At 39.2% G+C, this 25,435-nt stretch carries 1 protein-coding gene; it reads right to left on the reverse strand.

The genetic code is table 11. The features are described from left to right. Positions 1 to 100 precede the first annotated feature (100 nt). Entirely contained in the window at positions 101 to 24,955 is a 24,855-nt protein-coding gene (locus tag AACU32_RS13305; RefSeq protein WP_096600167.1) for a DUF4347 domain-containing protein, read from the reverse strand. Positions 24,956 to 25,435: the final 480 nt, after the last annotated feature.

A 25,435-nucleotide genomic window follows, 5' to 3' on the forward strand; every position in this document is an offset into this window, starting at 1 on the left:
TTTCATTTTTGAACAAATCGGTTCAGTTTAGCTGTTTGGGGAATTCGCCAACGGTATCCTTATCTCGGCTCAATACCTCATTTTTTCTTTCAAATCATACTTAGACAATTTTGAAATTGGCTTGAATCACAATATCATTGAAATCGCGATCGCCACCGCCTGCTAAATCCTCTACACCCCAAGCATTATTGCCGAGTGAGAGGAAGTGATCTGTATGGTCGGAATTTGCCCCAATAAAGCTAAAATAGACAGAAACATCGCCTTTCAGCCCAGCATCTACCGTGCCATTAGCAATCAGATATGGTGCATAGAATTTCCCACCTGCAAAGGTACCACCAGTTAATACCCCTTGGTCATTCATAGTCATACCATGCTGTTGACTGTTGCGAATTGCGGCTTGAGCGTAACCTGCTTCACCAGCACGAATCAATTTACCAGTGAGGGAGTCTTGCACAGTACCTTGAAGATCTTCAATTTGGTAGAAACCGACAACGTTATTATAAGCCGCTTCACTTTTCACAATTGGGAAAGAAACTTGAACTTGTAACCCAGGTAAATCTGTGAAGTCAATTAGTTCCTCTGTACCTTGTTTTTGTAACTTCGCGCCTAAAGGAATTTCTTCATTAGTAATCTCTAACTTCACTACTAAATCAGGGTCAATATCTCCTAATTGATCCTCAAAGCTCAAACTAAATTGATTGTTATCCAGAGATGCAACCGTCATCGCTTGGGTAGAACTATTGCCAAAAGGAGAACCAAGGAAGACACGATTGAGCAGACTGCTATCATTGATAACTGCATCTAAGCTGGTATTTTGGAAAAACAGCAATCCCAAATTTTCACGACTGGCTCTCTGAATAATTTTTGTTGGATTAGAAATAAAGTCATCGGGGAGTACCGAGAACAGCACCTGAGAACGTTTGAGTACAGCATTGAGGTAGCCATCTTGTCCAGGTTTGAAGCCATCAACTTCCCCTTGGGCGTTATCATAAGCAACCAACGCAATTTGGTGAATGTTTTGGCGGTTGAGGTGTTTACTGCTCAGACTAAACTTGAGATTAATTGAGTCAGTATCGCCATCTAGTTGGAATACTTTGGTATCAGCATTAAAGCTAAGATGCGGCTGTTGTGGCTCGATACCTCCAAAGGGTGCTGCATACTGTAAGCCAGAACTGGTATAAAGTTCATTCAGTCCCCGAGGTAACAAATTAGTATCAAAATTACGAGCGTATAGTTCACCTGCGTTACCTACCGCCTTAATTACCTTAACTGCAAAATCATTATTCAGTCCCAGCTTTGCACCAAGATTACCTTTAATTCCTAAGAATGCCTGAATTGCCGGTGTAGAATCATTATTGGGGTCAGTATCGGTATTGCGAGCAATAAAGTCATCAATATTAGTGGAACTAATGCCGTATTCTTCAGCTTGCACCAAAGTATACATTGTCCACCTAACTACATCAGCCCAATCCGATTGGTTTTCATCAATGATTAAACCTAAAGGTTCTTTAGAAAAAGTATCCTGGAGAATTTGGTGTTCTTGTGGCTGAGATAAAGTGGGAATTTTGCCTGCTAAGAGTGTAACGTCATTAAAGACTGCTTCGACCTCACCGCGATCGTAAGCGGCGTACATATCAGCAGAATTATCGAAAGTGACAAGGGTAGGACTGGCGCTAAATTTTACCAATGCATCTTGCAAATTGCTCAATGCAGTTGTACCTGACATTCCATTAAGCAACCCAATTTTACGACCATTAAGAGTTGGGATGGAATTAATACCACTATTTTTGCGGGTGAGAATACCCTGTCCGGTATAGAGATAAATCGGACTGTAATCAATTCCGTAACTCGCATCACGGACTAAGTTCTCTGTATACGCAGCGGCTGAAGCATCCACCACACCATTAGCTGTATTGCCAAAGCCATCGGCGAAGGCTTGTTGTACAAATTCTACTTGATTGGGATTGCCAAATACGGCTGCTGCTAAAGCCCTACCTAAATCTGCATCAAAGCCTTTGAGTGTGCCATCTGCTTGCTTGACTGTAAAACCGGGGAAGTTCAAGGGTTCAGGTAAACCGAAATTCAGTACACCTCTTTGTTTGATTTCCTCTAAGACGTTGCGTTTGTCATTATCAATCAGGTTCAGTTCCTTCGGAGTCCCTGAGAAAGGCGGTGTATACATTAAACCACCATCAGTCCACAGAAGATTGCGATCGCGTTCTAAATTGGGGAAGTGACGTTGATAAATTTCGCCATAGTTACCAACCTGCTTAATCACTTGCACTATAAAATCATCGCGCAAACCTAAAGCAGTCCCCAATTTTTCCTGCAAGCCTAAGAAACGGCGAATAGCAGGATCAGAATCATTATTGGGGTTTTCATCTTGATTATCTTTGAGGATTTGGTCAATATTTTGAGAAGTAATCCCAAATTCTTCCGCTTGAATTGTGGCGTAAGTCACCCAGCGTACCACATCAGCCCAAGCAGATTCATTTTCTGGTAATACTAAGGCGATTGGTTCTTTGGAAAATTCGCCATCGAGAAGCTTGTGTTTTTGTGGATCTGGGAAGTCACGTAAGTAATTATCTACTAAGGCTGTATCAATAGACAGCGCAGGAATTTCGCCTTTTTGGTAAGCCGCAAACATCTGCGCTCCATTGTCAAACCAGCGCGGTGTAAAGCTAATACCTAAAGGTTGTAGTACATTTACTAAATTAGCGTAGGCTGTACTGCCACTAACAACACCAATTGTTGCACCTTTGAGATCTTCAATTTTTTGAATCTTGCCGTCAGTAGGGACTAAAATACCTTGGTGATCGTAAAGATACACCGGGCCAAAATCGACATTTAAACCACCATCTCGGACAAGATTCTCAGTCACTCGCCTAACACTGAGGTCAAGGTTTTTATTAGCAACTTGAGTAAAACCATCGCTAGAGGTGGTGTTAACAATTTCGACTTGGTTTTTGTTACCAAACAAAGCAGCTGCTAAAGCACCAACAAACTCTAAATCAAAGCTGAGAATCGAATTTTGGCTGGAGGAAGCAACTTTGAGATAACCTCTTTGTAAAATTGTCTCTAAAAGGTTAGCCGCAGTTCCTTGGCTGCTTTGAACTAGATCGTTCAATACTGCGGGAGCATTAAAGCTATACAGGTTTTCCTGTATCAGTTTATTTTCAGTAGATGGAATTGGGGTGGGTTGGTCAACAATTTCCACAACTTTCTCAAGGTGAGAAAAGTAAGCGTAGGTTTTCCCTTGATTTTGGATCAGTGCCAGATTTTTTCCTTGGAAGTCTAAGACACCATTAATAAAGCGGAAACCACTGAGGTCGCTCACACCAAAACCTGAAGCCGAAATCTGGATTTTGTCTCCCTGTTCGGGATTGAAATCGAGAATTGTGTCAAAGCCGTCATTGGGAGAGTTAAAGAAGAAGACATCTGCACCAGCACCGCCATTGAGGATATCATCTCCCGTACCACCGACGATGACATCATTACTATCGCCAGCAACTATCCAGTCATTATCTTCGTTACCGTAAATGGTGTCCTTACCACCACCACCTTCTAGCTGATCATTACCTTGATTACCTTCTAAATAATCATCGCCTAAGCCAGCTAAGATAATATCGCTACCGACACCACCTAAAAGGCGATCGCTTCCTTCGCCACCTTCTAATCTATCGCTACCTGCGCCACCTTCTAAGGAGTCGTCACCAGCGTTACCTTCAAGTTGGTCGTTACCATCTCCACCAATCAGGGTATCATTACTGCTACCACCGAGTAAGAAGTCATTACCTTCTTTACCATCAAGATAATCGTTACCTTCTTTACCTTCGAGTTGATCGTTACCAACACCACCTGTGAGGGTATTAGCCAACAAATTACCCTTAAGAACAACTCCTTTAGTCGCTGAATCTGTGGTTGTTTGGTCATCATCTTGAATATCGATCAAAGCGACTTTAGCATTTGGCGCGATCGCATAACCTTCACCTACAGATTTCAGATTTAAGGTGATACTTTCTAAGTTTTCTGCCAAGTTATCGTTGAGAATTTGAATCTCAATCACAGCAGTGGTTTCACCAGGAGCAATATTGATTTCCCCTGTAGTTGCGCCGACAATTTGATAATCTTCCCCTAAAGTAGCTGTACCGGAGATATCATAGAGAATCTTTAAGCCTTGGTTTGGTGCTTCTTGGGTTAAGTCAATGTGGAATTGTACCTTAGTCGCATCAGCCTCAGAAACCCGTGCTGGCGATACACTCACAGAAGCATAGCGATTACCGAAGCTATTACCGTTAGCATCAACTAAATAATAGTTTTGATCAAAAGTTGCGGCGATCGCACCTATAAGTTGCTCAGTAGTCAGTTCCCCCGCAGCCATCTGCTGTACTAATACAGGAATATGTTCTTCGGTAACTCGTTTGAGAGAGGCTAGTACTGGTAAGGCTTCCGATACAGCTTTTGATGCACCCACTTTCGCCACTTTCCCTAAATACTCATTACCTGCGGCGGCGGCTAAAGCTAAAGCACTTACTTGTTCAGCTGATGCAGTTAATTGATTGCGCTCAAATACTGAGTTAAAGAAGGATTGTAGAATCTCTGTATTCGCCAGATCCAGGCGAGAATAAGTGCTATTTTGCAGATATACCGCTAGGGCATTAATCGCTTCTAGTAAATTATTAGGATTGACTACACCTGTAGCAGCTTGTTGCAAACCATCTAAGAAAGCACGGGTTTCATTGAGCAGAGACTGTACTTGAATATGTGCCAAATAGACATCTAAGCCAATTTCTTGCTTTTCTCCCACAGCTTTGAGGGGATCGAAACTTTCGAGATTTGATGCCAAATCTAAGCCCAATTGCTGTTTAATGATGCCATCGGCTGCCTCTCGGCTCAAGCCCGATTGTACTAGTCGTGCTTCTAAGCTAGTTAAAGGTGTGACGATCGCCGAACCCGGTAAAGCAATTAAAGCACCAGAAGACAAACCACTAGAAGTATCAAAGCCGCCTAATCCTACTAATTGCGCCTCATCAACACCAATCTCACCATCACCATTGGTATCGACTTCTTGGGGAATATCCAGGTTAAATTGACCGTATTCATCGGAAATTGTCTTAACTTCGCCTGCATCCCATTGATTATTAAAGTTGGTATCCAGGAAGATTGTTGCGCCGGCAATATAGCTTTGGGAAAGTGCGCCACTGAAAGTAAAACCATCAGCACTCAGGGTAAATTTAGCTAAGTTAAAGCGGGCAAATTCTTCTTTCCATACAGTCCCGACAAAAAGTACTTTAATTTCTGCTTCCAGGAAAGCATCAATACTACCATTGAGCTTGAACAGTTCCCAAGGCTTGCTAATACGGGAAATAATCTCGGAACCGCGCACTTTACCATCGCTAGTCCCTGTATTTTCTCCAGTATCTACGACATCAATACCAAGATAACCTTGAACACCACCCCGCACTGTCGCATCAGCTACGCCAACATCTAAGCCTAAACCAGCAGTAATCTTGGCATTCAGAGACAATTCATCAACGTCTTTACCGTTTGCGTCCCAATCTTTGAGATAAAAACCGTCAAAGATTTTGTAAATACTGCTGAACTCAAAATCATCATTTTTCCAATCATTAACTCCAGCGGTATCGAAACCTACAACCAAGTTAGTTTTCGCCGAGAAACTACCACCTAGTTCACCTTTAATCGGTCCCCAAATTGGGAAACTCTTGGAAATGCCAAAGTTAAATTCCAAGTCAGGAATATCATAAATCACCAAGTCGGTGGTTTTTCCTAACAGCAAATCAATGGCTTTGAGGGGATTGGTAAGAATTGGGAATTCTAAACCTTCAATATTTTTCAGCTTACTTAAGAAGCTACCTGTAGAACTACCACTAGTTTTATTGGTGGCGTTAGTGAGGGGATCTGCTGCTGTTTTGGTAGTTTGTAAACCGCCTGTATTACTAGAACTGGTATCAACTTTATTCGCAGCTTGGGTGGTATCTTTGCTAGCTGCTTTCAAGTCACTGAGGGCAAAACTACCTAAATCAATAATAATCGGCTCATTGGCAGGAATCTTGCTGAGTGCAGTAATCAGATCGACAATATCACCTACAGCTTTAATAAAGCGCTCAGATTTTTCTAATTTTGCCCGATCTTCTGGAGGTGCTAACCGTTTAGCGACTTCAAAAACTGTGACTGTACCATCGTGATTGGCATCAAATAAATCACCTAAACCGAGTTGAGTAAATAACTTGGTATCAGCATTCAAGAGTTTAATAACTGGTTTGATTGGCTCAATAATACTATTAACTTCTTTGATGACTGGCCCCATTAAATTACTAATGAATGAGCCTAAATCAATCGCCACATTATTGAGTTTAATATTTGTCCCATTCTTGTTGGCTTGTTGGACATTACCGTAGTTGAAAATGGGGAAATTAGCAGCCACGTCGAAACTAAAGGAAGGAAAGACAGGACTACCATTAATACTGGTTTTGGCTTTTAAACCCAGGTTGGCTTCACCTTTAAGTTGATAATCAATGAAGTTATAGAAGCCCTGCTGATTAGTTTTAGCTGTCTTGAAGACATTAATTAAATCTAAAGCGCTGAGGCGACCACCATCATCAATGCCTTTCGATATCCATTTATTACCGTCGTAGTTTAAGCCGATATTTAACCCAGCAACCGTTCCCGAAAGGTCAATAATTTTATTAGCGGAATTAGCAGCTTTTGTTACTGTAATTTGCGGATTATCTATCTTAATTTCGGGGATGTATTTGGTAATTACATCTGGTAAACCGAGACTATCCAAAGATACTAAAGACTTCAAATCAATGCCTTGGGGTGCAGAAAATTGCACTTTATCGTTACTAACAAAGAAATCGACTGTTGGTAACTTACTACTTAAACTTGTAGGAATCCCCAAAGAACTCGCTAAAGTACCTAAATTAACCCCAGACGCGGAAAACTGATAACTAGTAGTCCCAGATTTAAAGTTAGTTAACAGTAGATTGGGATTAGTCAGGGTAAGATTTGGCGGTGCAGTGAAAATGCTATTAATTCCGGGAATAGCATTAATAACTTGACTGAGGTTAATTTGGTTAGAAGAGAATTGGAATTGATTATTACTCAACCCCACATTCACATTACCAAAAGCATTGAGTAAATCTTTTACAGGCGTAGCTACACTGCTAGGAACTAATGCGGAACCTTGGGAAATTAGCCAATCTGCTAATTGTTTGGTAGGTAATTGATCGGCTTTAAAGCTAAAATTAGCATCTCGCCAACTGGTAGCGCCAAGGGGTTTAGTCAGGGTGAGACTAGGATTAGTAACTGGTAAATCTAGAGTCTTGACATTGAGCGCATCTAAGCCTGGGATTTTCTCTAAAACATCGCTCAAATCTAGGATACCTTCATAGGTAATCTGAATTTGACTATCGCCAATTTGCAAATCTACTCTTCTAGCTAAATCCAGCAAATCCTCAACTACGTTAAGTACTTCCCCAGGTAAAACGGCTTTTGCTTGTTTGGTTAACCAATCTACTAATTCCTGTTTTGGCAGATGATCCGCAGTTAAGGAATAGTTGGCATTAGAAGCACCTTTATCTAGGTTAGAAATGCTGAGTACTGGATTGGTAATTGGTAAAGTTAAGCCAGTGGTTTGTAATTCCGATAAGCCAGGAATCTGTTTAATAACACTAGCTAAATCCAGAGTTCCCGGGTAACTAATTTGTAGTTGATTCTTTTTGAAGAGAACCTCAAAGTCTGCGGCGGTGGTAATGAGAGAACTAATAATATTTTTAACTGATGACGGTAGCGCACTCGCTGCTTGATCGATTAACCATTTCTTCAATCCCTCTTTGTTGAGTTTCTCAGCACTAAAGTTAAAATCTGTGCTGGTAATGTTATTTGTAGTTACCCTTGTGAGAGTTAAAGTTGGTTTAGTAACAGTAAGGGCATTATTTGGTGGTAGGGGAACGCTACTAATTCCAGGAATATTTTTAATTAACCCAACGACATCAACAGTACCGTCATAAAGGACTTGGATTTGTTTATCCGTCAGGAGAATATTAACATCCTGTGCTAAACCCTTAAGTCCATTAAGAATATCCTTAGCTTCTGCTGGTAAAGCATTACCAGCTTTAGTAATCAACCAATTTTGTAAATCAGCAATTGGTAGTTTTTCGGCACTAAAGCTAAAGTCTGCATCCTTACCTGGGTTGGTAATCGTAATACTGGGATTTTTAACATTCAAAGTTAAACCAGTAAAGTCAAAATCCTTGATACCAGGAATTTCTTTAAGGATATTTACTAGATTGAGATTGCCTTGATAATTTACCTGGAATTGACTATCACCAAAGCGAATATCTAATTGTTCGCCTACCGCCGCTAAAGCGTTGAATATTCCCTGTAATTCTGTGGGAATTAAAGATTTTGCTTGGTCTTTCAGCCAGCTAATTAACTCTTGTTTTGGTAAATGTTGAGCAGCAAAGCTATAACTTGCACTCTTACCTGGATTAGTAATAGTTAAACTGGGGTTGAGTACAGGTAATTTGAGGTTATTGAGGGGTAATTCATTTAAGCCGGGAATTTCTTTGAGGAGGGTAGCTAAATCAACCGAACCTTCATAAGCAATTTCTAGCTGATTATTGCCTACTTCTAAATCAATACCTTCAGAAATATTCATCAAAGTATTGAATACCTTGACTAAATCTGCGGGTAGTAATTCTGTGGCTTTTTCTTTTGCCCACTGTACCAGTTCTTCTTTAGGTAAGCGATCGCTCTTGAGTAAATACTGTGCTGTGGCTGTACCAGGATTGATAATGGTGATACTAGGATTAGTAACAGGGAGGTTTAACCCCGATAAAGCACCAATATCTTTCACTCCAGGGATTAAGCCGATCACTTGGGAAAGATCCAAATTGCCATTATAAGCAAGTTGCATTTGTCCCTTACCCAAAACTAAATCAATATTGGTTCCCAGCGCTAGTAATTGATTGAGAACCGATTTCACCGCGTCGGGTAGGCTATTGGTAGCTGTCGTTTTTAGCCAAGCGAGAAGATCCTTGGTAGGTAGGCGATCGCTATTGAAGAGATAATCTGCGTTGGCTTTACCAGGATTAATCAAGGTAAAACTGGGATTGGTAACATTCAGTTTTAATCCTTGCAGAGGTAGATCCTTAACACCCGGAATCACTCCCGCTAGTTCTAGTAAATCAACATCACCACGATAGTTAAGTTGCAGTTGATTTTGGGCAATATTGATATCTAAATTAGTAGAAAGCTTGCTCAGTACAGTTTGTACTTCACTGGGTAACTTAGAACTGAGCCAATTTATTAACTGTTGTTTCGGTAATTTTTCGGCATCAATGCTGTAGCTAGCATTTGCTCCAGGATTGAGAATGGTAAGCTTGGGATTGAATACAGGTAGACTTAGCCCAGTGGTGAGTAAATCCTTAACACCAGGAATCAACGCTAGGAGTTTAGCTAAATCGATGTTACCGTTATAACCGATTTCAATCTGACTATTACCGAGAACCACATCCAGGTTTTGGGCTTCAGATGCGATCGCCTGTAATACCGATTTCACCTCAGCAGGTAACTGTTGAACTAACCAATTGAGTAACTGTTGCTTCGGTAGTTGCTCGGCACTAAAGTTATAACTAGCATTCTTACCTGGGTTGAGAATCTCAATCTTGGGATTCAGCACAGGTAAAGATAAATTATTCAGGGGTAACTCATTTAACCCAGGAATTTCTTTAATAATCGTCGCTAAATCCAAATTACCCTGATAACTCAGCGTCAGTTGATTACTCCCAATGATTGCATCCATGCGTTGCGCTACATTGAGCAGCGATTTCACCATCCCTGCAACTTCTGTAGGTAACAGCGCCATGACTTCTTTACTCAGCCATTGGGTTAACTCGTCTTTGGGTAAACTTTCCGCCGTCAAGCTATAGTTGCGATCGCTTCCGGTTTTGTTAATTGTAAAGCTGGGATTGAGAACAGGTAAGCTTAAATTTTTGGGGGTAACAGAGTCTAAACCCGGAATAATATCTAAAGCTTTGACTAAATCAACTGAACCTAAATAGGTAATTTGGGTTTGGTTATCACCGAGAACTAAATCAATGTTGGTTAAGTTGTTTAATAATCCGGTGAGGAAATCTTGCACACTCGGATCGTTAACTAGGGTTTTAACTTGATCCACCAACCAAGTTTTAATTTGAGCTACAGGGAGGCGCTCTAAATTAAAGCTAAAACTTGGTGCAACATTGGGGTTAGTAATGGTGATACTGGGATTAGTGAGGGTGACGTTTAATCCCTTGAGTGGTAACAGAAAATCGCCAAGTTGACTGGTAATTCCATCGATGATGGTTTTCAGGTTGAGATCGCCTAAGTAGCCAATTTGAATTTGATTATTCCCAAATTGCAAATCAATATTCTCAACTACACTCAGCAGTTGCTTGACAAACGACTGCACATCAGCCGGAAGTAGCTTGGTGACTGTGTTTGTTAACCATGTAACTAGCTCTTTTTTGGGTAAGCGATCGCTCTTAAAGGCGTAACTGAGATCCTGTGTGCCTAAGTTACTTAAAATCAACTGGGGATTGCTAACTGGTAACGCCAAGCCATCTAAAGATAAATCTTTAATTCCTGGTATGACTTTGGCAATTTTGGCAATATCTAAATTACCTTGATAAGCCAGCTTTAATTGCTTGTCACTAAATAGAACATCTACCTGTTGAGCAACATCAGAAACCGTATTCAAAATAGATTGGGCTTCTGTGGGTAACTGTTGAACCAGCCAATTAACTAATTCTTGTTTGGGTAACTGTTCAACCGCAAAACTATAGTCAATATCCTGACTATTGGGATTAATAATTGTCAGACGCGGATTGGTAACAGGTAACTTGAGGGTATTGAGTGGTAAATCCTTCAGCCCCGGAACTTGTTGTAAAATACTGCTCAGGTCTAATTTACCTAAATAACCGATTTGAATCTGGTTATTACCCAGTTGTAAATCAACATTTTCTGTTAAATTTAGTAACCCATTCAGGACATTACGCACTTCTTCTGGTAACAAAGCTACTGCTTGTCCTTTCACCCAGTTGATTAATTCTTGTTTGGGTAAACGTTCTACACTAAAGGCATAATCAACATTAGGTGTACCGAGATTTAATAAAGTTAAACTCGGATTTGTCACAGGTAAATTTAACCCTGTTAACGGTAAATCTCGCACCCCAGGAATCGCCGAGATTAACTTATCCAATTGCAGATCACCTTTGTAGGTAATTTGCATTTGCTTGCTACCCAATAGCAAATCTACTCGTTCAAAGTTCTCGATAAATAGCTGATTCAGGAGGTTTTGAGCCGCTTCTGGTAATACAGATTTAGCTTGATTAGTTAACCAATTGAGAATTGGACGTTTTGGTAGACTATCAACAGCAAAGGCATAATCTGGATTAGTTCCTGTAGGATTGGTAATTGTGAGGCGAGGATTAGTAACAGGTAAAGTTAAACCATTTAAAGGTAATTCTTTCACCCCAGGAATCAAAGCTGCTAATTTTGCCAAATCAAGATTACCTTGATAAGCAAATTCGATTTGATTGTTTCCTAGCACTAAATCAATATTGTTAGTGAGTGCTAGGAGTTGATTTAAAACATCTTGTACACCTTGGGGTAATAAAGATTTACCTTGAGCAGCTAACCAGCTAACTAATTGTTCTTTCGGGAGTTTTTCGGCAACAAAGGCATAATCTGCATTAAAACTACCAGGATTAGTAATTGTAATCTTGGGATTGGTAACAGGTAAATTCAACCCAGTTAAAGGTAAATCTTTAATCCCCGGAATTATACCTATGAACTGTGTCAGGTTGAGATTACCTTGGTAAGCAATTTGGATTTGTTCTTTACCTAATACCAAATCTACATTATTAGTTAACGCCAATAGTTGATTGACAACATCCTGTACACCTTGGGGTAGTAATGTTTTGCCTTGATTACCTAACCAGCTAACTAACTGTGCTTTGGGTAAACTCGCAGCCGACAAAGCATAATTAGCACTAGCATTACCAGGATTAGTAATGGTAATTGTGGGATTGGTAACAGGTAAAGTTAAGCCAGTTAAAGGTAAATCTTTAATCCCCGGAATTTTATCTTTAATTTGGGCAAGATCCAAATTACCCAAATAAGTAATTTGCAGTTGATCTCTACCTAATACTAAATCAACATTATTAGTTAATGCTAGTAATGAATTGAGGACATCTTGTACGCTTTGCGGTATTACTGTTTTTGCCTGATTACTTAACCAACTAACTAACTGTGCCTTTGGTAAACTAGCTGCACTAAATGTATAGTCGGCATTTTCTAATCCCGGATTATTAATGGTGAGTTTTGCACCTGTAACAGGCAAAGTTAAGCCATTGAGGGGTATATTCTTAACTCCCGGAATCACAGTAGCTAACTTCGCAAAATCAATCGATCCGGGATAGGTAAATTGCAGTTGTTTATCGTTAAAAGCAATATTTACCCCAGTGGTTTCTGCTAACAGAATTTGCAGCAGAACTTTGACTTCTGGGGAAGCATTTGTTAAGGCTGTCAGCACCTCTTGGGGAATACCCGCAGTTGCTGTCGCTTGATTCTTTAACCATGCAGCTAGTGTTGATGCTGAAACATTAGAGAAAGAAGAGGTAAAAGGCGCTGCTTGGGGAATAGTTTGCAGATTGCGGTTATATTCTACCGTCTTTGTATCTACTGTTTGCGCTAAAACTGGGTTGGCTACGGGAATTTCTGCAATTTCTTGACTAGGATTAGTTTTACTTACCGGAGTGGGTAAATTTGGTGTGGTAGCGGCTGGTGATTTTGGCGCTAATTTTTCGGTAGGTGCAGGTGGAAGCTGTGGCGGTGTGGGAATAACTAAAGTATCGGCGGGGGTACTGTCTACCTTGGTAGCTGTGACATCAATTGTGGTGATTGGTTGTGGTGTGACAAGTTTTTTCTTGCTAGCGTCTGGATCTTTAAAGCTAATATCCGCAGAAATTCCTAATTTTGTCGGATTCTTCGGATCGTTAGCAAAATCAACTTGCAGAAAGCCTAAATTACCTACACCTTTAAAATCTTTGCTCAAATTCAGGCTGACATCAGCATGAAACTTAGTTTTGTCTGGATTAATATAGAAACCGAGGAGTTTATTTAAGCCAAAACCAACAGATAAATCATAATTAAAATTACCCGTTAAATTACCTTGAGTTTCAAAGCCAATCCCTAAAGCCGGAACACCTAAATCTGAGGAAAGATTGAGATTAAAAAATTCGTAGTTTTTCTTAGCATTAAACTCAAAGTAAACATCGGTATCTGTCATTGTAGTTTTGACATCTACCCCAGAAATTCCCAACTGAGTTAAAGCATCTTCTATCAGCTTATCTAGCGACTTTGTTGTCAGTTGATTAGGATCGGTTTGACTGACACCTTTACTTACAATGCTGCCTAAATCTTGCAGTAAAGTTGGAGAACGTCCTTTGAGTGAACCAATAATGGGTAATTCTAAGTTATCAATTGTACCTTGAAGTGTACCAAATCCAGCTTCAATCCCCTTGATGGTTTCAACTTTATCCAGAACCCGATCAACTATATAAACTGTTTGGGGTACAACAGCCAGATTGTCATAGTTAGCATCATTGCTACTCAGTTTATAATCAATGACAGCGATATTTGTTTCTAAATCCGGTTCCAGAATGCCATCATCTATACCTTGAACAGTAATGGTTTTTAATTGATACCATTCTTCTGGTTTAAAGGTAACTTGCAGCGTATCAACTAACTTACCATCTTTATCAATAAAGCCTAGTTGTTTCTTATCTTCACCAGCGGCATTTTTCTTCGTGGTGTTAGTTTTTAACGTCAGGGTGACATCAGATGAAGGTTCACTGAGTAGAGAGAGTTCAAACTGAGAAGTGCGAATTGTATCACCATCATTGGTTTTAAACGAATCATCTTCAATGGCAATAGTACGATTTCCACCTTGAACAATCCGCACCCCTGGAACATCGTTATCAATAATATTCAGGCTGGCAGTTTTTGAACTAGTATCTCCTAATTTATAGCCGTCACCAGGAAGTAATGTTACCGTGACTGTTTCGGAAGGAATTCTTACTGCATTTCCGGCTTTAATTTGACTAGCAACAGCATTATCAACGGTTAGTTCTAATGTTCCCGTGTAATTGATGACGTTACTGTTAACAGGACAATCAAGTTTGCTAACATTCCAAGCTGCACCATTTTGTAAGGTGGCATTAATACCATTACCAGTCAAATCGTTAATTGTGCCAATGGTTTTATTTGTGGCATTAGCATTAGCAGTATTGGCGCTGTAGTTGATTTTTAAACCGTCTTCTTTACCAGAGAGAAAACGGTTCATATTTTCCTGAATTTCTTCAGCGCTGCGGGCTGTATCCCATACTCTGACTTCAGCAATATTCCCGTCGAAGTATTCATTACTCCAGTTACTCTTACCAATAAAGTTACTGCTGCGGGTAATATTATTGACGATTTTTTGACCACTAGCCTCTTTAATTAACTCACCATTGAGGTAAATAAAAGCATTACCTTTACCATCATTAACTGCGGCAATATGAATCCATTGACCAATAGGTAACACCTTGTCTGTAGTGATGATTGTCCTGTTACTACTACCACTACCGTTGCGAGTGTTTAGCTGTAGTTTGCCTGTAGTACCATCAAACTGTAAAAGAATATTATCTTTATCTTCACCATTTCCTAAGTCAATAATAGTTGCATAGTTTTGATGTTTATCAATCTTAATCCACGCTTCAATTGTAAAATCGCCACCAATTTTTGTATTGCCTAAAGAAGCGTAATCATTAGTACCATCAAAGCTGAATGAACCTTGATCTAATTGATTCAGGGTAACATCCTGAGTTAGGTTTCCGGTTAAGTTATTACCAAAATCAACAAAACTACCTGTTGGTAAATTGACATCAACAGTAGGCAGAAGTTTAAATTCTGCTAATTGAACTGAGCTTGCACCATTGGTTTTGACGATTTCTAGAAGATAGTATTGATATGGTGTAGTGTTCTTAAAATCAAAAGTTTTAGTTTCCAGGCGATTAGCAAAAGTAATACCTTTACGCTCATCGAGTGGGGTAAATGTTTGACCATCATTTGAACCCCAAACTCGCCAAGTTTGAGGATCTCGACTTGATTGATCGTTAGCTGAAGTTATGGCATAACTTTTAATAACCGCCGCATTTTCTAATTTATATTGCAGCCAGTTATCAATATTTGGGCTGTCTGACTTCATATCAGTCAGCCATTTAGTATTGATGTTACCATCAGCTGCTTTTTCTTGTTCTTCTCCTGTGGGAGAAGTAGTATTGTCAACCTTAATTTCCTTGACTTTTAAGGAAGGTTGTATGGCTTTGCCCAGAACATCTAGCCGTAAAGTTGTCTTACCATTACTGCTAGATACGGTAGAAACATTGTTAACCGTAAAACTTACATCTTCGATTTTCTTATCATCAATAGGAACAATAGGAATGAGAATTTGATTACCAAAAACCCGCACTTTACCTGTGTTGTTACCATCTGTCCCAATTGATTGATAATCTGCGTCTTTTGTCGCAGTTCCGCCTGTAATTTTGTAGTTGATTTCCAGCCCTGTATTATCAACAGGAAGGGCATAAACAGGCGCGTCAAAATTACCTACTTGCCAAGTTGCACCATTTTTAAGAGTGCCATCAATACCGTTATTTGTATAGTCGGTTAAGGTTTCGGGATTTAAGTTAGTGGGATTGGCATTATTAATGCTGTAGTAAGTTTTTAAACCGTTTTCTGTACCGGTGAGAAAACGATTCATGTTCTGCCGAATTTGATCGCTACTACGGGCTGTATCCCAAACTCTGACTTCGGTGATATTGCCATCAAAATACTTATCGCTATCCCAGTTACTACGTCCAATATAGTTACTGGTACGTCCAATATTGTTGACGATGGTTTGACCACTTCCTTGTGTAGCTAACTCACCATTAAGGTAAATAAAAGCATTACCTTTACCATCATTAACTGCGGCGACATGAATCCATTGACCAATAGGTAATACTTGATTTGTGGTGATAATTTTCTGGTTACCACTACCGTTGCGAGTGTTTAACTGTAGTTTGCCTGTAGTATCAAACTGTAAAAGGATATTATCTTTATCTTGACCATTTCCTAAATCAATAATGGTTGCATAATCTTGATATTTGTCAATCTTAATCCAGGCTTCAAGGGTAAAATCACCACCAATTTTGGGATCGCCCAGAGTAACATAATCATCAACTCCATCCAGCGTTAATGTACCTTGTTCGAGGAGATTGCGATTTAATTCGACAACAAAATAGCCCGGAGTGGAGTAAATTTCGGCGGCGGATCTGCCGGCTGTGATACTTGCTGTGGGAAGATCGTTATCTTGAATGAGGACAGTTATGGGTTTAAGGTTAGCACCAATATTGTTATAAAGTGGATCTTCGCCACTAACCTCAAAGGCGATCGCACTTCTTTGTAAATACTCTACTTTGTTATCATCAATGGCAGCAATTTGCAGGGTTTGGGCTTTATCCCAGTTTTGCGCGTTAAAGGTAATGGTGATGGTATCGCCGGGTTTTTTACCAACAAAGTAAAATTCATCATCCTGGGGTGTCAGTGTGAGAACCACTTTACCTGTGGGTTGACTGGCAAGTTTAATACTAAAGGCATCCTGAGTTCCTTCAGTAGTAATTGGTAAAGGAGTAATGACAAATCCCGCAGTGTCATTATCATCTAGATTGGTAATAACTAAATCGTTAGTAGGCGAAGAAACGAAGATATCACTAAATTTGTTGCTATCACCTGCAACCAGGTTTTCGGCTAGCGAACCAAAGACAACATAGCTACCATCAGCACTTATCGCCGGATCGAAACTGTTATCAGTCCCTTGGGCGTTATTATTTGCAATATTGAGGCGTTCGATTTGCTTGGTAGTGCGATCGTAGCGGAAAATATCTTTTTTGCCGTTGGTGTCATTTGCTACTAAGTTACTAGCTTCCGATTCAAAGACAACATAGCGTCCATCAGCACTAATAGTAGGATCTAAACTATCGCCGTTACCTTGAGTACCATCGCTACTAACACTGATGCGTTGAGTTTGTTTAGTAGTGCGATCATAAATAAAGATATCTTTCTTGCCGTTAGTGTCACCCGTTACCAGGTTACTAGCTTCCGATTCAAAAACAATATAGCGTCCATCGGCACTCACTGAAGCGATCGCACTATTGCCATTTGCTTGTGTACCATCGCTGCTAACACTAATCCGTTGTATGCCTTCTCCGGCAGTAATTACAGATTCTGGGACAGTGGTGGAGGTATTAGCATTGAGTTTAAATTCAGCTAATTGAACCGCATTAGGTTGGGAGGTTGTTCCATGTAATTGCACTGCATCAATTTCTTCCCAACTACTACTGGCGTTAGTATCTACGGTAATTCTGACACCTTTGACGAGGAAGGTTGTTTGAGTAAAATCTACTCTAAAATCAACAATTTGACCTTGAGGACTGTTATCTTTCCCTGCCCAAACTTCTGTGTATGTGTTATCTACACCAAGAACTTCTACTTTAGAAACAAATCCATTACCATAGCTTTCTCGAATTGTGACACCATTAGCATAAACAGGTGTGTTAAAGCCAACTGTCAGAAACTCATATCTTTGAGCATTATTGGTAGGAGAAGGTGCCCAAGCTTCTTTAATGTCCCCGTATGTGTTTACATTGGGTACGCCTAATGCTTGTTGTGCTGACCAACTGCTGCTGGAATATTCAGAGCTTTTAGCAATTACCGTATTAGCATACTGAGATAATGGGGAAATACTACCACCTTTATTAGAGAGAATATTCAGGCGATAGTAACGATATTGTTTGGTGTTATTTAATTGGAAAGTTTTTGTTTCAAAGCGACTGCTAAAGGTAATCCCTGTTTGTTCATCAACTTTTTCAAAAGTGATACCATCATTTGAGCCGAGTAATTGCCAATCTTTTGGATCTCTTTCGGCAAAATCATTAGCTGAGGTAATTGAGTAGCTATTAGCGACAACATTACTAGCAGGGTATTCGTATTGAATCCAAGCTGATGAACCAAAAACTAGCCATTTGGTGCTGTTATTGCCATCAAATGCTTTGCTTTTATCTTCACCAGTTGGGGAATTTGTACTAGAGACAGAAATAGTCCCGTCAGTGGTGTTAATGGGGTTAGTGACAGTTTTATAGCTGGTGGTGCGAGTGGTAGTGCGATCGTAAATGAAGATATCTTTTTTGCCGTTATTATCACCTGCTACCAGGTTATCAGCATCAGATTCAAAGATAATGTAGCGACCATCAGCAGTAATTACAGGATTATTGCTATTACCAGTTGTTTGTTGATTACTATTGCTGAGGTTTATCCGTTGGGTTTCATTGGTAGTGCGATCGCGGATGAAAATATCTCGCTTACCATTAGTATCATCAGATACTAAATTACTAGCATCGGATTCAAAGACAACATAGCGTCCATCAGCATTGATTGCGGGGGTATAACTATCAGCGTTTGCCTGTGTACCATTATTGCTGAGGTTCAGCCGTTGGGTTGCTTGAGTAGTGCGATCGTAGATAAATATATCTGTCTTGCTATTAGTATCACCCGACACTAAATTGCTAGCCGCAGAAGTGAAAACTACGTAGCGGCCATCAGCACTGATCGCAGGCTGAAAACTATAATTATTCCCTTGAGTAGCATCACTACTGACGCTAATGCGTTCAGTTTCTTTGGTATTGCGATCGTAGATGAAAACGTCTGAGTTAGAGTTACTATCATTTTCTACTAAGTTGTTGGCAAAAGAAGAGAAAATAACATAACGTCCATCAGCGCTAATTGCTGGAGAATCAAAGATGCTGGTATAGTTGTTTGCCTGTGTACCATCTGCGGCAATACTTACCCGATCAACTAATCTATCGCTGATACCAAAACCTAGTTTAGAGTCTGCGGTGTCATTGTAGTTAGGGTCAAGACTTTGAACCTGATGTCCTAGTGTATAAGCAACTGCCCCATCTTGAACGCGATCGTCTTGGGGAATAATTGAAAAGGATTGAGGTTTATTCCAGTTGTCTGGGGTGAAGATTAAATCAACAACTTGATTAGCAGAGGTATCTCCAGTTTTCTGGAGTAATCCTTCCCTGACATTTTGACTAAAGACGCTGACTTTAACTTGATCTGTCGGCTTACTAGTGAGTTCAAGGCTGAAATTAACAGGAGTATTACTATTTTCTTGTGTTTGGTATTTCAGACTTTGGACAGGTTGTCCTTGAGCATTTTTTAGTAGTAATCCAGCTTTGTCGTTATCTTGAATGGAGAGAGTTTGACGATAATTTTCTGGTTGATTTTTATTAACCCGATAGCTAGCATCTTCAGCTAGTTTTAGGTTAATAGTTTCATTACCTTCTTGAATTTGATCGTCAATAGCTTGAACTGTAATTTCCCCTGTAGTTTGTCCTTCAGGAATAACTATGGCTTGGTATTGTTTTTGATATTGCAGCGTACCATCAGCCCGACCAATAACTGCATCTAAGTCCTTATCTTGGTCTAAATCTATAAATAAGGGCGCACTATTACCCCCTGTATTCCAGGTATTAGTAAGAGTATTATTATCAAGGCTAAACTGAGGGGTTTTTGCTGTACCAATGTTGCGGTATAAGGAAACTTTACCATCTTTACCACCAACAAATAAATCTAAATCACCATCGCCATCAACATCTACGAAATTCGGTTTACTATCATCACCAACATCAATACCCTTAAAGGGATTATTTGCGTCTGCTTGGGGAATGAGGATTGGTTGTATGCTTGTACCTGTATTTTTTGTACCTGTATTTAGGTAATATTTAATTGTGCCATCGCCTGCACCGACAATTGCATCTAAATCACCATCTCGATCAATATCTGCGAAAGTAGGCGCACTATTAGTTAATGTTGGTTGTCCAATTATTTCTAGCTTTTGCAGTGGTGCAAATTTAATTCCTTTACTATCGCTAATATTTTCTGAATAAGAGAGATTACCTGTGGAACTACCAATAACTAGATCTAAATCTCCATCTTGATCTATATCTGCAAAAGTTGGTGTACTATTACCATCAACCTTAATGGCTGTGAAGGGATTACTACTACCTGTTTCTGCACTAAAGAAGGGAGTTGCTATACTACCAATGTTGCGATAAAACTGGACAACACCATTACCATTACCAACAACTAAATCTAAATCTCCATCTTTATCGAGATCCGCAAAATTAGGATTACTGAATTTACCAACATTAATACTATTAAAAGGATTTTTCGCTTCGGTTTGGGGCTGGAAGTAGTTAGTATTAACAGTGAAATCTTGTTTCCAAGTAGCACTACTACCATCAAAGGAAAAGAATACTGGTAATCCTCCTTGGGGTGCAGGTCGGTCTAAAATTACTTTTACTGTGGTAAATCCAGTGCTATTTTCTGCAAAGGTAGTATTAGTTCCCTGGAGTGTTACCAACGGTAGAGATGGATCGGGACGTTCTAAGGTGACAAGTTTATCAATGCTATTGTCGATATCCTCATTGGTAACGGTAATGGGAATACCTAACCCATTGTAATTAGAGTCATTACTGCTACTTTTTGCTTGAATATCGTAAGTAATATCACCATCAATCAGATTATCAGCTTTACCCGTAACTGTCACTAATTGGTATTGATCCCAGTTATCAGGAGTAAAGGTAACTCTAGAGGTGCTGAGGCTACTTTCTTTGCTATTTAGTCCAGTAAAATCTACAGTAACACTGCTATTTGGTTTGGTTTTTAGGCGAATAGCAAATGTTTCACTCTCGCCACTTTCTTTAGTTTGCAATGGACGGAAGCTAGAAGCAATTATCGCTGTAGGTTTACCCTGTGCATCTAAGTTAGTGCCATCAAAGCTGACATTGGCTAATTTAAAACCAACAATATTACTATCAATTAAAGTGATGGTTTTACTGTTAGCATTTGCATCAACATTGTAGCTGTTTCCAGAATTTAAGGTAATGGTAATTGCTTCTGGTGATTCTTTGATATCGTCAGCAATCGGCACAACAGGTAAAGCAACTGAAATTTCACCCTTGGGAATTGTGACAGAATAAGTATTGTTAGCACCTGTTTGAAATGTACCGGAGTAATCAATATCTTTAGTTGCGGTACCATTAATGCTATAGCTAATTGTTAAATCTTGAGCAACTACATGGTCTAGTTGAACAACAAATTGAGCCGCTTCTAAACTATTTTCTTGAATGCGTGGGTCTTTATTGTTTAAGGTCGGATCACCTACAGCAAAAATACTAACTTTGGGTGTACCTAAATTTTGTGCTGCTACACCTTCTTTTACTATTGTTTGTAGAGGTGGCGTAATTGTAACAGGAAGACTGAGATTGAGGTTTTGATAGTTAGCATCACTACTAGTAAGTTGAGCTTGTAAATTAAAATCAGCAGTGACTCCTTCAATATTTACAGTTTGCAATTTATCCCAATTAGTCGCATTAAAAGTGATACTATTACCAGGTTTTAACGCCACACTAACAGGAGTCACATCTACAGCTAATTTATACTTACCGTTATTATATGTTGTACCTGATGCACCGTAATACTCACTATAAACAACTTGAATATAGTAAGTATCAGCTTTGCTGACAGTATATTCTAGTAAAGAATCCCAATCATCTCCGGGGTTATCATCATTTTTAGCAACTATTTCACCCTGAGAGTTTAAGAGATTTATTTGGGAATCTAGTGTTGATAACTGGGGTTTTCTTGCATCAGTATCAATTTTAAGTTTATCGCCTGCTTTGAGGTCAATCTTAAAAGTATCAATGTCTTTGTTACTGCTGATTGCACCCTCAAATCTGAAAGAACTGGTGGTAATAGCAATAGCATTAACCAGTTGGTCATTATTATCTGTTCCTTCAGTTTTTGTAGTTGTACCTGTAGGTAAAGAAGCAGATGTTGTTGGTGCAGGGGGATTAAATTTAACAGTAACATCATTTAAAGGTTGGCTACCTAATTTGAGTTTAAAGGTAGCTTTACCGTCTGTAACTGCTAAGGGATTTTTATCACTAATTAACTGACCAGTTTGGTCGATAATTAATACTTGTGGTGAATATAGTCCGCTATCTTCAATTTTTAATGTAGTATTAATAGAATTGACAATCGTACCATTTTGTTTGAGGAAGTAATTGGAGATTGTCTTATTACCTGTCGTATCTAAATCAAAGTGATAGGGTTGAATCTTAATATCTAAGTTTTCAAGATTTTCTTTAATTGCATCTGGTAAGGCCATAAAGTAGATGCGGATTTTGGAAGCATCAACAACGCTGTTACCGGCAATCTTTAAGTCTTCACTGTTAGGGACTATAATCCCTTTTGTTTGGGTACTGGCTTGGAAAGAAACTTTACGATATTGCGAACTGAGATAATCTACCCCTTCAATAACGGTATCACCAGCCGTAATGGTATACTTAACCCACAATCCCAAAGGACTGAGAACGGGTTTATCAGCTTTTAATTCTATATAACCAATTGTTCCTGAATCTTCGCCATCAGGTAAGAATGTATCGTATTCTTTGGCGTTTTTGACGGTTACTAATTCGAGGGTTGGTTCATTATCATTAATATTAATGGTGGCAGATTTTTTACTGCTATCAACTTCATAGTAGAGTTTGTCATTACCAGAGGTTTGTTGAACTAATTCGACTTTTACAGATTCAGTATTTTCGGCTACTTCGTCATTAATCGGTTCAACGCCGATAATAATTGCTTTGTCACCAAGTCCTGTGTTAGCGGTAACTGTAAATTGATCGGCTGGTATATATTCTTTTTTACTACCATCTTTGTAGCGCCAATAAAAGAGATAGTCAGCACCTTTAGCTGTGTCGATATAATCGCCGCGAATAATTTGACTACCTGTAGTTTTTAGGTATTTATTCGGGTCTGATGCGTCTTTCTTTGTGACAGCATCGACGTTTAGTTTTAATACAAAATCTTCGGTTCGTTGGCGGTCAAAAGTTAGCTCAAATTCGGCATTATCTCCGATATTCTCTGAACCATCTTTGAGTTTAGTAATCCCTATTTTTGGTTCATCATCAATGAGGTTAAAACTAATTATCCGCTGAGAAGAATTAATTGTATATCCATCACTAGAGCTAGGATAATTTAAGGAAACTGTAAAACTTTCATCTCCTTCTCTAATTGCATCGTTAATGATAGGAATTGTAATGGTAATTTTAGTGCCATCACCGGGATTTATTGTACGACTAGTGGAGAAGGTATAGTCATTACCTATTGTCGCACTACCACTAACGCTAAAATTAACTGTAAACGGTTGAGAAGCAGCGCAATCTAAAATTAGGTTAAATTGAGCATTTTGGATGTTTTCTGAACCATCTTTGATTTTTTCGATGCTAATTACGGGTTCATTATCGTTGATAGTTACGGTAGCAGAACTGGTATTAATCGAGTAAGCATTAGAAGGGTCAGATAATAAGGTTACTCTTACTTTCTCTCCAAATTCTCCCGTGCGTAAGTCGTCAGTAATAGGGATATTTATTGTTGCGCTATTCCCAGATAGTATGACGTATTTGGCTACATACTGATATTGAGGAATATTATTAATATCATTACTATCCGCTCCAGATATAGGCTCAACCTTGTAAAAAACTTTTACTTCTCCTGAAACAGCACGATCAGATGTAATAGTAAATCTCGCGGTTTCGCCTTCTGTTGGTGTTGATGTAGAAGTTGTAATAGAAACTTGATATGGGTTGGGAAAATATTCTATTAAATAATAGTTGCTTCCACGCAGTTCAACTAGCTTCCCATTCCATAAATATCCACCAAAAAACCTATATACTTGATTGCTCTCTTGCTGATTTAATTGTCTTTCTACGGCTTTGTAAGATGGAACATCATTAGGGATAATAAAATTTGAAGTAGGAATAACTTGCTTAGAAAAACCAGGGCCACTCCAGCTAAGAATGGCTTTCCAATCACCTCCGTCATTATAGAATTGTGCCGAAATCGGATACCATGTTTCTCCTGTTATGTATTGACTACCTGAACTACCAGAACTATAATTACGATCCCATAAATCCAGATAGAGTTTATTGTTTATATATAAGCGTAAACGATCATCAATATCTGCATAGAAATTGTAATAACCGCTAGTAGGTATATAAATATAACCTTCCCAGGTTATTCCTCTATCATCATTTCCGTTTAAGAAATTTATATTATCATTACTAGAAGGATAATTAATATTATTAACTGTGTCTGTGCCTTTGTAGTCAGTCAGTGAACCATTTTGCAGATCATTGTAATATCGTGCTTTTAAATCCAATATATTTGTGTAATCCTGCTGCGCTGTTTCGGAAATTGCTAAACTCGATTCAATACTTCCCGTCTGAAATTCTAAATTCCAATTTCCTCCTAAATTTACATTCCCGGTAATATCTGTAGAACCGGCAATATCAGCCCCTGTAATTTCGCTTAACTGTTGTAGAAACTCCTCGCCTACTCCTGAAGCTACATCACAACCAAACAGTAAAATATCAGCATTTTCTGTCAAAGAATTGCGCCACTGTTCTAGTAAGTGACGGTAGTTAGCTATGGTTTCTGTGTTGAGAAGAGTTGAACCTAGCTGAACTTGTCCCTCACTTCCGTGAGAGATAATCTGCACACTGGCGATATTACTTCGCTGGGCTAAAACATTGGTAATTTGCTCTACCCCATCCTGGTTAGCATCAAGGAGAATAACTTCAGTTCCCGCTTGGACATTAGCAATAATAGTTTGGTAATTCTCGACATTGCGATCGACAAACAGAAGGGTATTGATGAAGTTAGGAGTAGTCATCTTAAGGTTAGTATGTGGTGAAGTTACAGGAATATAGTATTTGCAATTAGATCAAGTACAGGCCTCAATAGGGTGCAACATTATTGCACCCATACCTGTATATGTCACTCGTTTGCAACTCGCTATAGTTCACGCTCAGCGAGTTTTTAATTTTATGATTGGTAGATTTTTAATAATCCCACCCAAAACGGGATTTTTAGTCAGCTCATTTAATTAATCACAAATGTTTGTAGTTTGCCACCTGATATGAGTTAGCAAAACAAACCACAGTTTTTTTACTTAAGTATAAAGTCAATATTACAACTTAAATGGAATTATTGCACTAGTAATATCACGCAATAATAAATCAAATATCCCCTAGTAGTGCAAGGCAGAAGTTATACTTCAACAAGCCCAGTAACCGAAAGTCAAAAGTTAAAAACTCTCGTTTCTACAGGCGTTGAACCCTCGTAATTGGGCAGAGGTATTACTTTTATAGCG

The organism is Calothrix sp. NIES-2100 (genome assembly GCF_963875285.1).
Taxonomy (GTDB): Bacteria; Cyanobacteriota; Cyanobacteriia; order Cyanobacteriales; family Nostocaceae; genus Aulosira.